Here is a 15,470-nt window from a genome sequence, read left to right as displayed (position 1 = left end):
ACGCCGCCATCGAGCCCGCAGCCAACCGTCCTGACCTTCCATGTACTTTTCTCCCCAAATGACGTCGATGCCTAACGGTGGAGGCGGCATTGCCCTGGTAGGTCGCCAGCGACCTCACCAATTAGTAGCATCGATCTTTGACATTGACTAGAGGCAATGTGAAACCCGGCGGATGAGTCGGCACGTACGGACGAGCTCGCACCTGGACGTGCGGCCATCGGCGGCTACCGGTAGTGACGGGAGCGCCGGCACGGCCGCGCTCCCTGCGGCAGGAGAAGCGCGCTGCGCTCCCGGGGTTGATCCTACTGGGCCAGAAAAGTGTGTCGGCCTGCCGATGCAACCGCGTGCTCCGAAGCGCTTGTTCTATTCTTTCGAGCCTTGATCGGTGGCGGGAATATCTGGTTCGTGAATCCCGGCGTCCTTGTCGACGAGTTCCATTTCAGCCACGCCGTGTTTGACGGTGTGGACACGAGCTTCGAGCTTTCGGAATGCAAAGGCGCTCGGTTGAATCTCGCACCGGCAAGGCTCCTGGGAGTCGCCCGGAAGGCGCCCATCATACGTATGCCGAACCTCCACGAGATCCCACCGGCCGAGTAGCGGCTCAGTTTTGGTTCACCGGCCACACCGCCGCCGGATCGCATCGGGCCGGGCAGGCCAGGAGGTAGATCTCGTTGCCCAGAAACATGCAGTACTCGTTGGCGCTGAACGAGTCGATCTGCTCCGCTGCCTCGGGTTGCTTCGGGAAGCCGAGGTTCTCCGGAACCTGGCCAAGGAACGCCAGTTCGGAGCCACAGGCGCACCGGTAGTGCTCGGGCCCCTGGAGCCATGCCGGCAGCCCGCCCACCTTGAACGCGAAGGTACCGTTGCCATTCCTGTCGCCGGCCTCCTCGGCACGCTCGAGCATCAGCCGGAGCGGCTGCAGGTAGGGGTCGGCTGTGGCGGCCGTGACCCCGGCGCCTTGCCGCAGGATTCGCCAGAACGACATCTCGTTCGGGGGTGGCGGTTGGTTCCAGTACAGCGGCGGGAGTTGCTTCTCCCGAGGCGGAAAGCATGCCTCGTTGTGCCGTGGGCATTGGAACGCCAGCAGGTGGTCGCCGCCAAAGGTGGGGACGTCGGGCGGGAGATCGAGCTGGAAGAAGAGCGCCATCCTGGTGCCGCACCGGCAGACCGGCCAAGGCTGGCCCGGATCCAGGATCGGCCATCCACCGATGGTGTTTCGATCGCCGGCCACGGCCGATGTCGACGTGATCTCGATCAGGAACATCCGGCGACGATACCGGCGCGGGGTCGAGCGGTCAGCCGGTGCGGCGGGAGCGGGTCAGGGCCAGTCCACCGAGGACGATGCTGACCAGTCCCACCACCAGGGCCACGTAGGCCCCGCCTCGCCCGTTGCCGGTGCCGAGGCGGCTGGCGGGGCGGGCCAGGGCAAGCCCGCCGATGATCACACCGATCAGCCCCAGTACGGCGGCCACGGTGGCGCCGAGTCGTCCGGAACTCATGGTGGCAGCACCGGCCATGGCAAGTACAGGTCGGACCGACATCAGGGCTCGTGACGGGGTCATGTCCCCTCCTCTTCCGTACGTCTCGTTCCCGAGATGTGGATGTCGTCCGATCATGTCGCCCTGCGCACCGCCGGGCGTCCTGCCGACGAATGCGGTTCGCGCTGCCGCCGTCGGGGCACCCGACTGCCGCAGCCGCCGCAGGCGCCGCGAACCTACTGCGTGCGCGGTAGGCAGCCGCGCTGTAGACGGTGCGGCTGCGGCACCCGAAGGTGCCGCAGCCGCTGAACTGTCAGGTCGGAGCGGTCGTCACCGCCTCGGCGGGATGGCGACGCCCTTGCGGTAGTTCTTGCCCCAACCGTCGGGACGGTAGTTGTTCTCGACGTTGCCGGCCGCGTCCACCGAGAACCAGTGGATCTTGGTCCCGTAGGGCACGGTCAGGGTCTCCGCGCCCTCGCGGATGCCCGCCGAGCCGTAGAGCGTGGACGAGTACGTCGGCTTGCGGCCGTCCAGCGTGTAGAAGACCGCCGCCGGCTCGCTCACCTCGAACTTGACGTCCACCATCCCGCGCGTGGCGCTGCGGGTCACCGACAGGTCGCTCTCCGGTCGCCTGCGATCGGTGTCGAAGTCACGCGCCACCCGCATCAGCTCGACGAGGCCGTTGGCGAACTCCATCGTCTCGTCGTGCGCCTCCGCCCACTCCGGCTGGAACGAGGTGCCGACCTCGAAGTTCCAGGCGTAGATGCCGTACTTGTACCAGAGCATGTCGCCGGAGTTCCCCGCCGCCGAGTAGAGCACGTCGGAGATCGGGCCGGTACGCGCCGGCGTGACCGCCATGTTCCGGTGCCGCTTGATCGAGGTCAGGATCCGTGACGAGGCACCCCAGAAGAACGACTCTTCGCCGAGGGTCGGCCGGGGCGCCGAGATCCGGTCCGGCGTCGAGTACGCGCCCGGCGACCACATGAAGTAGTTGCCGGAGGAGTGCAGGTTCATCGAGAACTTGATGTTCGGCCGCGAGGCGAGCCAGTTGAGGTTCCTGTTCTCCGGCTCCGACAGCTCGCTGGGTCCGGAGTAGGTGCCGCTGGTGCAGCTCGACGACGCGCCCGAGTAGCCGTCGAAGAGGCTGTACTCGGTGTAGTTGCGGTTGTTGTCCACGCCCCAGGAGTTGCGGCCGAGGGCGTCCGCCGACCCGGTCTGCGGGCAGTGGTTCGTCATGTTCTTGCGCTGCGAGTTGAAGTCGTAGAACGAGTAGTGGCCGCCGTCGGGGTTGATCGACGGGGCGATCCAGATGTCGAGGTTGTCCAGGAGATCCCTGGTCCGGCGGTCGTGGCCGTAGTTGCGCAGCAGCCGCTCGGCGGTCTCGATCGTGACCAGTGGTGGTACCCACTCGCGGGCGTGCTCCTGGGCGTACGCGAGGACACCCAGCTTCGAGGTGTTGCGGTGCTTGCCGATCCGGATCGCGTACACCGGATGCGGGTCACGCGACACGCTGGCCGGGGCGCTCAGGCCGTCGGTCAGCGGCGTCGGTGCGCCCGGTGCGACCACGCCGTCGCCGACGCTGCCCCGATAGGTGTACGCGACGACCAGCGACCCGGCGGTGGCGTTCAGCGCCGCGACGACCTGCGCGGCGGTGCTGGTCACCGCGCCGGCGGCGTCGGTGGCCAGGCTGACCCGGATCGTGCTGCCGGTCACGCTCACCGACAGCGCCCGGTCGGCGGCGCCGGGATCGGCGAGCTCGACGGACACGTCGTTGCCCCCCTGGTGTCCCCAGGCCTTGGAGTCGACCGCGACCCGGCTCGCGTTCGCGTCGCCCAGTACCGCCTGCGCCTTACGCCGGTAGCCGTTCGTCTTGTACGGCAACTCGACGATCTCGGCCAGCTTCGGGTACTGCCCGGCGAGCTGCCGGATCCGGTCGTACAGCTCGGTCGGGGTCAGGTAGCTGGCGACGAAGTCCTTCTGGTAGCCGGGCCCCTCCGGGTTGTCCTTCGGGATGGGCAGCCACTGGTTCACCTTGGCCACGGCCACGTCCCCGGTCGGGCTCGTGATCTGGATGTAGTTCGGCCGGGCGGTCACCGTCGACGCGCCACGGTGGTAGAGGTACACCCCGGCGTCCACGAAGCGCGAGATGGTCTGGGTGCCACCGGAGCCCATCGGCGTGCCGGGGCCGCTGTCCCGGGTGATGGTGAGGGCGTCGGTGGCGGTCTGCCCCTGCGCCCACTTCGCCTCGACCGACAGCACCTGGTCGGTGCCGGAGGTGTAGTAGTCGGCCCGAATGATCTTGACGTCGGAGGTCGCCTGGGTGCCCCGGCGGGCCTGGTTGTCGGTGAGCGCCTCGTTCTCCGCGACGTGGGCCGCGATGGTCGCCTCGCGCTCCGCGATCCGCCGCTCCGAGTCGCTGGGAGTGAAGAGCACCTCGCCCAGCCGGTATCCGCTCGCCCGCAGCGTGGCGACCTCGTTCGGGGTGACGACGGCGTGCACCACGATGCCGCTCTCGGTGCGACTCACGTGGTGGTCGAGGTCGACGCCGGTGGCGACCAGCTTGTCCAACTCGGTGCTGTCGGCGAGTTGGACCTCGACGACGCTGGTCTCCTCACCCGCGAGCCGTCCGAGATCGACATCCCCGCCGGAACCGGAACTCGGCGAACTCGGGCTCGTCGCGATCGCCGGAGCGGGAGTGACCAGTAGCGCGCCGACGAGGGCAACCGATGCCGCGAGGAAGACGCGGCGTCGCCATCGGGGAGCAGGAAGATCTGACATGGCGTTGCAACCTTTCTGCGCAGTTCTCCCTTGCGGGATCGGCCGTCGGGGGTACGACGGACCGCTGGATGGCACGCAGGATGCATTGCCGCCTGGATCGGCGGCGGTCGGTGCCTACTGCCCGGGCGGGAATAATCTTGAAGGCGCCGTGATCGATCTGTCAATCACCGGTCACAGTGGAGCGGTCACGCTCCGTCAGCGGGTGGTGGCGGAGTCCCGCTCCGGCCCCGAGGGATGCCCGCTCGCGCCCCCGGCCGTCACCGCCCAGGCGTGCAGCCGCGCAGCCGCGCAGCCGCGCATCAGGCAGACGGGTCCGGCCGGCCAGCCCCGGTCGCCGTACGTGCCGTGACGATCACCGAGGGATGGCGACGGACGAACGTCGGGTTGATCCGCGGCGGCGGGACGATGTCCAATTGGCGCCATGTCGCCTCTGCGGCACGGCAGGTTGATGACCAGCGAAATGTTCCGGCCACACACTCCGACTGTCGCCGTTGACGGCGTCGTCGCGGAAGTCGGAGGAGCCCCGCCATGTCATACCCGCTGCGTCGTACCGCTGCCGTTCTGGCCGCCGTACTCGCGTTCACCGCCGCCGGGCCGCCGCCGGCGACGGCCGCGCCCCCGTCCGCCGTAGCCCAGGTCGTCCGGCCGCTGGCCGCGCTGGGTGCGGGCGCCGCCGGGTCGCGGGTCACCCTGATCACGGGCGACGTCGTCGAGGTCTCGGCGGCCGGCGCCGGCCGGTACGCGGCGTCGGTCCGCCCGGCGGCCGGACGGGAACGGATCACCTTCCACACCGTCGAGGTGGACGGCGGGCTGCGGGTGCTGCCCAGCGACGTCGTGCCGTACGTCTCGGCGGGCACCCTGGACGCCGACCTGTTCGACGTCGAGGAACTGATCGCCGACGGGTACGCGGACGGCAACACGGCCAGCCTGCCGCTCATCGTCCGCTACCGGAACCCCGGCGCCGACCCGGCCCGCGTCCTGTCCGGTACGACCAGTGCCCGGCCGCTGACCAGCATCGGTGGCGCCGCGCTGACGGCCGGAAAGGACACGCTGGCCGGTTTCTGGCAGACGGTCAGCCCGGCCGGCCCGGCCGACGCGGCCCGCTCCGGCGCCCCCGCGCTCGGCGCCGGGATCAGTTCGATCTGGTTGGACGGCCGGGTCCGCCCGGTCCTGGACCGCAGCGTCGCCCAGATCGGCGCCCCGGCCGCCTGGCAGGCGGGTTTCGACGGTGCCGGAGTGAAGGTCGCCGTGCTGGACACCGGAGTCGACCAGACCCACCCGGACCTCACCGGCAAGGTGACGGCCGCGCGGAACTTCACCAGCAGCCCGGACACCACCGACCACCATGGACACGGTACGCACGTCGCGTCGACCGTGGCCGGCACCGGTGCCGGATCCGGCGGCACCCGCAGGGGCGTGGCGCCCGGCGCGAGCGTGCTGGCCGGCAAGGTGCTCGGCGACGACGGCAGCGGCTACGACTCCTGGATCATCGCCGGGATGGAGTGGGCCGCCGAGCAGGGCGCGGCGGTGGTCAACATGAGCCTCGGCGGCGGCCCGACCGACGGCAGCGACCCGCTCAGCCAGGCGCTCGACCGGATCACCGCCGAGACGGGCACCCTCTTCGTGGTGGCCGCCGGCAACGAGGGCGCGAACTACACCGTCGGTTCGCCCGGCGCCGCTCCGTCCGCGCTGACCGTCGGCGCGGTGGACCGGGACGAGTCGCTCGCCGACTTCTCCAGCCGGGGCCCCCGGCTCGGGGACGAGGGACTGAAGCCGGAGGTCACCGCCCCGGGGGTCGGTATCGTCGCCGCCCGCGCTGCCGGGACCACCATGGGCACGCCGGTGGACGACCGGTACACCGCCGCGTCCGGCACCTCGATGGCCACGCCGCATGTGGCCGGTGCCGCCGCACTGCTGGCCCAGGCACACCCGGACTGGTCGGCGGCGCGGCTGAAGGACGTACTGGTCAGCACCGCCCAGACCAACCCGGACCTGTCGGTGTTCGACGAGGGCACCGGCCGGATCGACGTCGCCCGGGCGGTCGGCCAGCGGGTGTACGCCAGCGGTCAGGTCGACTTCGGCCTGCACACCGACCCGGACACCTCGGTGGCCGCCCGGTCCGGCGCGGCGGCGGTGCCGGTCGGCAAGGTGGTCACGTACACCAACGACGGGCCGGCACCGGTCACCCTCACCCTGGCCGTCGAGCTGGAGAACGTCGCCACCGAGGTGCCGGAGACCGACGCCGTCACGGCCGGCACCGGCACGGTCACCGTGCCGGCCGGAGGTTCGGTGGACGTACCGGTCACCGTCGACCTGACCAGGCTGGACCGGGGACTGTTCGGCGGCTGGATCACCGCGACCGGTCCGGACGGCATCCTCGCCACCACGGCGGTGGGAGTCAGCCTGGACGGCCCCCGGCACAAGGTCACCTTCCGCGCGGCCGGTCGCGACGGCCAGCCGGCGGCGGTGCCGGTCATCGCCCTGATGGGCGACAGCAGCCGCTGGGACCACCTGGGCTTCCTGTTCCCGGGGACCACCAGCACCGTCGAGGTCGCCGAGGGCTCGTACCTGCTGCACGCGCTGATCGAGGACGGCGGCGTGCTCGACGAGCAGGCCACCCTGATCACCGACCCCGAGCTGCGGGTCGACCGGGACATCGAGGTACTGCTGGACGCCCGGAAGGGCACCCCGATCCGGATCGAGACGCCCAAGCCGGCCGAGCAGCAGGCGGTGCTGAGCTACTACGTGCACCGGGTCACCGGCGCCGGCCGTCAGATCAGCCACGGCACCATGCACTTCAGCACGGTCCAGCAGGTCAACGTCACCCCGACCAGGAAGCTGACCAGTGGGACGTACGAGTTCTCGTCCCGTTGGCAGCTCGTCGCGCCGATGGTGCGCGCCGAGGTCGCCGGGGTGTCCGGTCCGTTCGACATCAACCTGACCGGGCAGTCCCCGGCGTACGACGGGACCCGTCGGTTCCCGCTGGTCTACGCCGGTCGGGGCACTGCGGACGAGCTGGCCGAGGCCAAGGTGCGCGGCGCGGCGGTGCTGATCGAGTCGACCAACGAGCCGGGCGGGGAGGACGCGCCGAGCGAGAGCGAGGTGACCGCGGCGGCGGCCAGGGCGGGTGCGGCGGTGACCCTGATGGTACGCCCGGCGGACTGGTCGGCGTGGACGGTGTGGAAGCCCACCGGTGACCGGGAACCGATCCCGATGCTGGCGGTGGCGAACGACGACGGCCAGCGGCTCATCACCCGCGTGATCCGGGGCCGGGCGACGCTGGACCTCACCCTCACCACCTCCAGCCCCTACCAGTACGACGTGCAGCACGTGGAGCGGAACCGGATCCCGGATCGGATCGTCTATCGGGTGACCACCGCCAACTCGGTACGGATCAGCACCCGGTACGCCGACAACGGCGGATTCCCCTGGGCGAAGGAGCAGAGGTTCGGATGGCGCCCCTGGCAGACATATTCATGGAACGACACGTCCCGGTTCGTGGCGACGCCGAAGGAGCGCGAGGAGTGGGTGACCTCGGGCGACTCGGTCTGGCAACACCGGGTGAGCCACGAGTGGCCGTGGAACGACTTCGGCGCACTGGCGACCGGGATGACCGAGCGGCCAACCAGCTACGGTGCCGGTAGGGCCGAGGAGACCTGGCTCGCCCCGGTGACCCGCCCGGCGTCCCCACGGGGGATACCGGAGCTGGTCTCCACGCGGACCGGGAACACCCTCGCGCTGCGGGTACCCGAGTTCGTCGACGCCGACGGTCACTACACGATCGGCGAGACGTTCGGAGTGGGCGCCAAACTGTGGCGCGACGGGAAGCTGCTGGCCGAGCTGCCCGACGCCCGGCAGGACGTGACCACCACCGGGCCCGAGGCCGGGTACCAGCTGGTGCTGAACACCGAGCGCGGTGGCGAGGAGTGGACCTGGGGCACCCGTACCGAGACGGTGTGGCAGTTCCGTTCCGGGCAGCGGTCCGGGGACGACGCCCGGCCACTGCCGCTGTTGCAGGTCGACTACACCGCGCCGGTGGACCTGACCGGTCGGGCGACCGGCCGGCAGCACACCGTCGGTCTGACCGTCCGGCACCAGGACGGTCACGCCACCGCGAAGGGGATCAGCCTGACCGCCCAGGTGTCCTTCGACGAGGGCGCCACCTGGAGGTCGGTCCGGGTGACCGGGCACGGCAACGCGTTCCGGGCCGACGTTCCGGCCGGGAAGGGCACGGTGTCGCTGCGGGTCCGGGCCGCCGACCGGTCGGGCAGCGCGGTCACCCAGACCGTGATCCGGGCGTACGGCCTGCGCTGAGCGGGTTCCGGGCGGGACGGGGATCCACCGTCCCGCCCGGTGCGGTGCCGCTCGCCGTCACAGCCAGCCCCGTCGGGCGGCCTGGAACGCCAGCCCGGTGCGGGTGTCCACCGCGGCGACCGCCATCAGCCGTTCCAGCCGGCGCTGCACGGTCCGCCGACTGACGCCGAGCTGCGACGCGATCGACTTGTCGGGGAAGCCGGCCACGAACAGCGACAGCAGGAACCGCTCGCCGTCGTCCAGGGCACCGTCGGCCGCCGCGTCGGACAGTCCGCCGTGGTCGGCGTCCCAGCGGATCGGGGTCGCCCGGTCCCAGTGGCTCTCGAAGAGCGCCAGCAGCGCGTCCAGCAGTTCACTGCGCCGGATCAGCGCGGCGGTCGGCTCCCCGACGTCGCGTTCGTCGTCCGGCACCAGTGGGCAGATGGCGGTCGACCGGTCGGCGATGGCGATCCGGACCGGCAACGTCGGCAGGGTCCGGGCCTCCTCTCCGCCGCGTACGCTCTCCGCGATGCTCTCCAGCTCGCCGGGCGTCTCCAGCAGGGCCCGCTCGTAGATCGCCCGGTAGCGCACCCCACGGGCCAGCGCCCCGGACTCCTCGGCGTTCTCGGAACCGGACATGGCCAGCGGATTGGCCCGGCAGAACCACAGGATCTCCTCGCGGGCCGAGTCCTGCAGGTCACGCAGCCGGTCACGCAGCGCGGCCGCACCGACCACCACCTCGACCAGCTGGTCGGCGTTGCGGCGCCGGGCGCTGGCCCGGTACTCCTCGGTCAGCGCGGCGACCGCCTGTCGGGCGGTCTCCAGCGACTCCTGTCGGCGTAGCAGGGTGTTGCCGAGGGCGACGTCCGGCGGCAGCGGTTCGAACGCCGGGTCCGGGCCGGGGTGCGCCATGGCCAGTCCCTTGCTCCGCAAGCCCTCCAACAGTCCGGCGGCCTCGTCGAGCGGTACGTCGGCCAGCCCGGCGAGGTCGGCGGGTCGGGCCGCGGAGAGCCGCAGCAGCAGCCGGTACGCCTGCTCCTCCTGCGGTCGCAGCAGCCCGGTGTCGTCGAACATGACCGCTCCTCCTACTCCCCGTCGACTGGGAAGACTCTACGAAGCGGCCGGCGCTGTCGTCGCCGGGTGCCGGTTCACGGGAGAGGACCGAACCCGGCCGGGTTCGGTCCTCTCCACGATCCTCCGGTCTCTGCGCAGCCGTGGACCAGTCGACCGGAGCCCTGCTCCGGTCGGCGGCTACTGCGAAGACCTGCCGGATTCCGTCACCGGCAGCGCCACACGACGGCCTGGATGATGCCCGTCGCGTCGTCCGACTGTCCGGCGATGGTGCGCCCGTCGTCGCTCAACGTGGTCGGGATGTCGGACAGGCCGCCCGGCCGGTGGCCGGCCAGACCCGGCAAGACCACCGGAGCGCCGTCGGCGACCAGCACCGCCCGTCCCTGCTTGTCCGTGCCGACCTGCCAGCCCTGCGCATTCGGGCTGCCCGCTCCGATCCCCAGCTCGCCGAACACGCGCACCTCGCCGGTGCGGACGTTCCACCGGACCGCCCCCAGTTGGGCGTCCTTTCCTTGCCCGCCGGAGCCGGCCGGTCCCGACGACGAGCCCGACCTCGGGTTCTTTCCCGCGCGGCCGAGACCGTTGCCGGCCACCCCGGTCGCCCAGCCGTTCCGGATGCTGAAGACCCGGGCGGTCTCGGCCTGCTCGCCGTCGAGGCTCGGCATCGGAAGTTCCCGGTGGGTGCCGTCCGGGAACCAGACGTACGGTCGCTCGTTGTTCACCGTGCCGACCGTGGTGCCGTCCTCGTCGATGTCGCGGGCGGTGGCCTCCGACGCGCCGGCGGGCACCGGCAGCCGGAACGGCGGTGCGGTCGCCGACGGCCAGACCAGCGCGGCCTCGCCGCTGTCGTCGCCCACGATCGCCCCAGCGTCGTTGATCGCGTACGCGGATCCGCGCCGCACGCCCGGCAGCTTCGACACCTTGCCGTCGTGGTAGACGTACGGGACGGGGCCGGTGTCCGCCTCGCCGCCGCCGACGTAGCTCCAGCCGACCGCGGTACCCGTCGAGTTGACGTCCTGTAGCGACTCCTCCAGATCGCCGGGGAGCATCACCTTCCTGCCCTTGCCGTCGTGCCAGATCACCGCCTGGTAGCCGCCGCCCTTCGGGTACGAGCGCCCGACGACGTACCGGCCGGCGAAGTCCGCGCCGGACACCAGTGCCATCGGCGCGTTGTCCGGTGCGGGCAGCCGGTCCAGGCTGCAACTGGTGGGCGGGGTCGCCGCCGGCGCGCTCCAGCCCGGGGTGCCCGGGATCGTGTACTCCGCCTTCGGCGGGGCGGTGGCGGTGGTGCGCGGCGTACCGGTCGCCGCCGTCTGCGACGGGGCGTCGTCGAGCACCCCGGCCGCGACCGAGACACCGGCGACGGCGAGTGCGGTCACCGTCGCGACGCCCGCGTACGCGGCGCCGCGACGGGTCCGGCGGCGGCGTCCGGCGGCGATTGCGCGCTGGATGTCCACGGTGGAGGGTGCGGGCGGCTCGTCGTCGAGCGACCGCAGCAGATCGAGTTCGGATGGCATTATCGGCTCCTCAGTTCGTGGCGGAGAAACCTGCGAACTCCCGCTCACCGAGCAGGCGTCGCAGCGTGGCCAGTCCGCGGGAGGTCTGGCTCTTGACCGTGCCGGACGAGCAGCCGAGTATCCCGGCCACCTCGTCGACCGGCAGGTCGTAGAAGAACCGCAGCACCAGCACGGCCTGCTGCCGGCGGGGCACCCGGCTCAGCGCCGCCCGGACGACGTGGCGGTCTTCGAAGCCGCCGTCGGAGAACGGCGGTGGCTCGGGCGCCTCGCGGAACAGCCGGACCCGCGCCCACGCCAGCCGCTTCCCGTCCAGGTACGTACGGACCAGCATGGTGCGGACGTACGCGTCGAGATGGTCGGCGGCCTGCGCACGCCACCACTTCACGTACAGCGTGGTGATGGTCTGTTGGACCAGGTCGTCGGCGCGATGCTCGTCACCGGCCAGGAGGTACGCCAGCCGCCGCAGCGCGGGTATCCGCGCCGAGACGTAGTCGACGTACTCCTTCTCCGAGGCATCCCGCATCGCCCGTCCCTCCGTTGGGTCATCACTCCTTCGACGGGCGCGGGCGAGTACCGGGTTGTCCGGTTCCGCGGATTGATCGTGTCGGCCGTGCCCGGGATCCGATCCGACGTGCGGGCAACCCCGCCGACGGCCGAGCCCATCTAAGGGGCGTGATCGTCGGAGCTGAATGGAGCGAGGATGCGTAGACGTAAACGTCAACTGGTGCTCGGGTTGTCCACCACCGGAGTGTTGCTGGCGGCGTTGGGAGTGCCCGGCGTGGGCGTCGCGGGGGAGAACCGGAGCAGGGCGACCGGTGCGACAACCGCCGCCGTGCCGTCGTTGCTTCCGGCCGGGCGGACGTACACGGTGACGCTGTTGACCGGGGACGTGGTGACCGTGCGCGGCGCCTCGTCGGGCTGCCCGGTGGTGAGCGTCCGCCCGGCCAGCCCGAGTGGTGTGCTGACCCGCAGTTGCGGCCCCGACGGGCACGTGCGGGTGGTGCCCGCCCAGGTCGCACCGTTGATCGACACGGTGCTGGACCCGGCTCTGTTCGACGTGACGGCGCTGGTCCTCGACGGCTACGACGACGCGCGCACCGACGACCTGCCGCTCATCGTCCGTCCCGGCGGGCAGGTACGCCAGCTGACGGCCGATCCCCTGGTCGCCGGGATGGCCGGGGCCCGTGCGCTGCCGAGCATCGAGGCGGTCTCGGGTCGCCGTGCGAAGGCGACGGGCGCGGATCTCGTCCGGTCGGTGTCGGCCCGCTCGGCCACGGCGCGCTCGTCCGGCCCGTCCCTGCGGGTGTGGCTGGACCGGCGGGTACGGGCCAGCCACGCATCCGGGCACACCGCCGACCGGTTGGACCGTAACCTTCGCCAGGTCGCCGCACCGCAGGCGTGGGACGCCGGGTACACCGGTGCCGGCGCACGGGTCGCGGTGCTGGACAGCGGCGTCGACGCCAGCCATCCGGACCTCGCGGGCCAGATCACGGAGAAGATGGACTTCACGGTCGACGGCGGTGACGCGGGCGACCGGCTCGGCCACGGCACCCACGTGGCAGCCACGATCGCGGGCACCGGCGCCGCCTCGGGTGGCACCCGCAAGGGCGTGGCGCCGGGTGCGCGGCTCGTCGTGGGCAAGGTCCTCGACGACAGCGGCGACGGCACCGACTCGCAGGTGATCGCCGGGATGGAATGGGCCGCGAGCCGTGCCGCCGTGGTGAACCTGAGCCTCGGCGGCTGGGAGGCCAGCGACGGCACCGACCCGATGTCGCTCGCGCTCGACGCACTGTCCCGGCAGACCGGCGCGCTGTTCGTGGTCGCGGCCGGCAACGCCGGGCCCGCCGACAACACCGTGTCCGCACCGGGCGCCGCCGTGGGCGCGCTCACCGTCGGCGCGGTGGACAGCGACGACGTACTCGCCGACTTCTCCAGCCGTGGACCGCTGGTCAACACCCGCGCCGCCAAGCCCGAACTGGTCGCGCCGGGCGTGGACGTCGTCGCGGCGCGGGCGGCCGGTACCACCATGGGCCGGGCGATCGACGCACGCTACGTGGCCGCCTCCGGCACGTCGATGGCGTCCCCGCACGTCGCCGGTGCGGCCGCCGTCCTGGCCCAGCGCCACCCCGACTGGCGGGCCGAGCAGCTCAAGGCCGCGCTGGTCGGCGCGGTGGACCCGGTCACCGGCGGTGACGCGTACGCCAGCGGCGCGGGGCGGCTGCACGTGGCCCGGGCCCTGTCCGGCGTGGTCAGCGCCCAGCCGGTGGTGAACCTCGGCAGCTGGGCGTCCCCGGGGTCCGGCACGGCGGAGGCGAAGCTGGCGTGGGTCAACACCGGCACCGGCCCGGCGACGGTCGCCCTCGACGTGGCAGTGACCGACCAGCACGGCGTCGCCGCACCGGCCGGCGCCGTGTCCCTCTCGGCCGGTCGGGTGCCGCTCGCCGCCGGTGCCGACGGCGGCGTCACGCTGCGCGTCGACCGGACGGCGGTCGGGGCCCGTCCCGGCCGGTACACGGCCGTGGTCGCGGCGCGCGTCGGCGGCCAGGTGGCGACGCGTACGCCGGTGACGTTCTACGTGGAGCCGCCCAGCCATGACCTCACCGTCGAGACGACCGCGATTCCGGGTACCCCGGAGGGGACGAGCGGGTGGGTCCTGATCCAGGTGGTCAACCTCGACGACCGGGCCGGGTACGCCCGGGCCGAGTCCGGCGATGCCGGTGACACGCTGTCGTTCCGGGTGCCCGCCGGCCGGTACAGCGTGATGGCCTCGTTCATGTCCTGGACCGACGACGACCAACGCGCGGCCCTGGCCGGCGATCCGGACCTGGTCGTCGCGGGCGACACGTCCATGAGGGTCGACCTGTCCCGGGCCCGGCGGCTCACGGCGAGCGTCGACGGGGTCGCCACGGAGGCCGCCTCGGTAGGCCTCACGTACGTGCAGTCGGCCCGGCGTGGCCCCGCCTGGACCGATTTCGCCTTCGCCTGGGGTGAGGCGGCCAAGGATTGGAACGTGTTCGTGGCACCGAACAGCGGAGCCGGCATCGGGACGTTCCGGGCGTACGCCGGGTTCGGGCTCGACGCACCGGGGAGTGGACGGAGCCCGTACCTCTACGACCTCATCCACCCGTTCGGCAACGGCATTCCGGACGACCCGACGTACCGGGTCACCGCCGCCGTGCATGCCACCCTCGCCCGGATCGACCAGCAATTCAAGACGCTCGACGTACCGGACTCCAGGACCGGACACAAGCGGTACGGGTACAGCCCGGAGGGGGCGTTCGTCGCCGAGACCAGTACCGAGGGGGTCTCCGGCGACCGCACCGACTACGTGTCGTCCGGCTTCGCCTGGGCGGACGAGGCGTTCTGGGACGGGACGGTCACCCAGGAGGGAATGGCCCGGTACGCGCCGGGCAGCCGGCAGGACAAGGTGTGGGTACGACAGCCGCTGCGTTCGGACTGGTACGACTACCCGGGCGGCTCCACGAGCGCGTGCGCGCCCCTCGCACCGGCCCGTACGAGCGGCAACCTGCACGTCGAACTCGTCACGTTGACCGACCAGCACGGGCGGTTCGACTGCCTTGCCGACGGCGTCGATCTCGACATTCCGCGCACGCTCACCCTCGCCCGCGACGGGCGGACCGTGGGCCAGGTCGACAGCTCGACGGCCGACTTCACCGTTCCACGGCAGGCCGCCGACTACCGGCTGACCTACGACATCGACACCACCGCCGTCCTGCCGGTGTCAACCCGGGTCACGACCTCCTGGACCTTCCGGTCGAGCGGCCCGGCCGGCACCGGCAGCGTCCCCCTGCCGCTGTTGTCGGTGGACTACGCCCTACCGCTGGACGCGGCGAACCATCCCACCGCATCCGGCACGGCGACCTTCACGGTCCACCAGGCGCACGGCGTCCGGGCACAGGCCGTCACCGACTTCACCCTGTCCGTATCCCTCGACAGCGGCGCGACCTGGCAGCCCGTGCGGGTCGACGGCGTGGGCGACGGCACGTACCGGGCCCGGCTGCCTCAACCCGCCGCCGGCCAGGCGGTCTCGCTGCGGGTGGCGGCGCAGGGCAACGCCGGCAGCGGTGTCGAGCAGACGATCATCGACGCGTACCGGGCCGGATAGCCCTCCCGAGCGGGACGGAAGGACTCGTCACCGGACGGCCGGTGACGAGCCCTTTCGTCGTGGCCGTCGTGGCCGTCGAGGGTGACCGCCGCGTCGGCGTCGCCTACCGGCTGGCTTCAGGAGCGTCGGCTCCGTCTCCACCCACAGCGGTGGTCCGGTCGGCGCCGGTCCCGATCGCGGCGGATGAGTACGCGCGCTCATCCACAC

8 protein-coding genes are annotated in these 15,470 nt (G+C 71.9%); 2 read left to right on the top strand and 6 right to left on the bottom strand.

Annotated features, from left to right (window positions below):
* Positions 1-601 precede the first annotated feature (601 nt).
* From ACFP2T_RS38445 to ACFP2T_RS38435, 3 genes are all read right to left on the bottom strand, one after another.
* Complete coding sequence (locus ACFP2T_RS38445; protein ID WP_377431059.1) at positions 602-1,264, bottom strand: hypothetical protein; 663 nt, start codon at positions 1,262-1,264, stop codon at positions 602-604.
* A gap of 31 nt (positions 1,265-1,295) precedes the next feature.
* The gene (locus tag ACFP2T_RS38440) at positions 1,296-1,562 is read right to left on the bottom strand and encodes a DUF6223 family protein (protein ID WP_377431057.1); all 267 of its coding nucleotides are present in this window, start codon (positions 1,560-1,562) and stop codon (positions 1,296-1,298) included.
* Positions 1,563-1,808: 246 nt separating this feature from the next.
* The gene (locus ACFP2T_RS38435) at positions 1,809-4,256 is read right to left on the bottom strand and encodes a M14 family metallopeptidase (protein ID WP_377431054.1); all 2,448 of its coding nucleotides are present in this window, start codon (positions 4,254-4,256) and stop codon (positions 1,809-1,811) included.
* Between the two features lie 528 nt (positions 4,257-4,784).
* On the opposite strand from ACFP2T_RS38435, the gene ACFP2T_RS38430 reads away from it, so the two are divergent.
* Positions 4,785-8,570: a S8 family peptidase gene (locus tag ACFP2T_RS38430; RefSeq protein WP_377431052.1), complete on the top strand. Its 3,786-nt coding sequence runs from the start codon at positions 4,785-4,787 to the stop codon at positions 8,568-8,570.
* Positions 8,571-8,627: 57 nt separating this feature from the next.
* On the opposite strand, the gene ACFP2T_RS38425 is transcribed toward ACFP2T_RS38430, so the two are convergent.
* The 3 genes from ACFP2T_RS38425 to ACFP2T_RS38415 form a co-directional block, all read right to left on the bottom strand.
* Complete coding sequence (locus ACFP2T_RS38425; RefSeq protein WP_377431050.1) at positions 8,628-9,623, bottom strand: TrmB family transcriptional regulator; 996 nt, start codon at positions 9,621-9,623, stop codon at positions 8,628-8,630.
* A gap of 203 nt (positions 9,624-9,826) precedes the next feature.
* Positions 9,827-11,137, bottom strand: coding sequence for a hypothetical protein (locus ACFP2T_RS38420; protein WP_377431047.1), 1,311 nt, complete (start codon positions 11,135-11,137; stop codon positions 9,827-9,829).
* A gap of 10 nt (positions 11,138-11,147) precedes the next feature.
* The gene (locus tag ACFP2T_RS38415) at positions 11,148-11,660 is read right to left on the bottom strand and encodes a SigE family RNA polymerase sigma factor (protein WP_377431045.1); all 513 of its coding nucleotides are present in this window, start codon (positions 11,658-11,660) and stop codon (positions 11,148-11,150) included.
* 177 nt (positions 11,661-11,837) lie between these two features.
* On the opposite strand from ACFP2T_RS38415, the gene ACFP2T_RS38410 reads away from it, so the two are divergent.
* The gene (locus ACFP2T_RS38410) at positions 11,838-15,263 is read left to right on the top strand and encodes a S8 family serine peptidase (RefSeq protein WP_377431042.1); all 3,426 of its coding nucleotides are present in this window, start codon (positions 11,838-11,840) and stop codon (positions 15,261-15,263) included.
* The last annotated feature ends 207 nt before the right edge of the window (positions 15,264-15,470 follow it).

Source organism: Plantactinospora solaniradicis (genome assembly GCF_042658085.1).
Taxonomy (GTDB): domain Bacteria; phylum Actinomycetota; class Actinomycetes; order Mycobacteriales; family Micromonosporaceae; genus Plantactinospora; species Plantactinospora solaniradicis.
This window is presented reverse-complemented; position numbering and strand designations above follow the sequence as displayed.

Excerpts from the sequence above, each read along its gene's own strand:
- ACFP2T_RS38435 (WP_377431054.1), bottom strand. The coding sequence starts at position 4,256 with ATGTCAGATCTTCCTGCTCCCCGATGGCGACGCCGCGTCTTCCTCGCG.
- ACFP2T_RS38420 (WP_377431047.1), bottom strand. The coding sequence starts at position 11,137 with ATGCCATCCGAACTCGATCTGCTGCGGTCGCTCGACGACGAGCCGCCC.
- ACFP2T_RS38410 (WP_377431042.1), top strand. The coding sequence starts at position 11,838 with ATGCGTAGACGTAAACGTCAACTGGTGCTCGGGTTGTCCACCACCGGA.
- ACFP2T_RS38430 (WP_377431052.1), top strand. The coding sequence starts at position 4,785 with ATGTCATACCCGCTGCGTCGTACCGCTGCCGTTCTGGCCGCCGTACTC.
- ACFP2T_RS38415 (WP_377431045.1), bottom strand. The coding sequence starts at position 11,660 with ATGCGGGATGCCTCGGAGAAGGAGTACGTCGACTACGTCTCGGCGCGG.
- ACFP2T_RS38440 (WP_377431057.1), bottom strand. The coding sequence starts at position 1,562 with ATGACCCCGTCACGAGCCCTGATGTCGGTCCGACCTGTACTTGCCATG.
- ACFP2T_RS38445 (WP_377431059.1), bottom strand. The coding sequence starts at position 1,264 with ATGTTCCTGATCGAGATCACGTCGACATCGGCCGTGGCCGGCGATCGA.
- ACFP2T_RS38425 (WP_377431050.1), bottom strand. The coding sequence starts at position 9,623 with ATGTTCGACGACACCGGGCTGCTGCGACCGCAGGAGGAGCAGGCGTAC.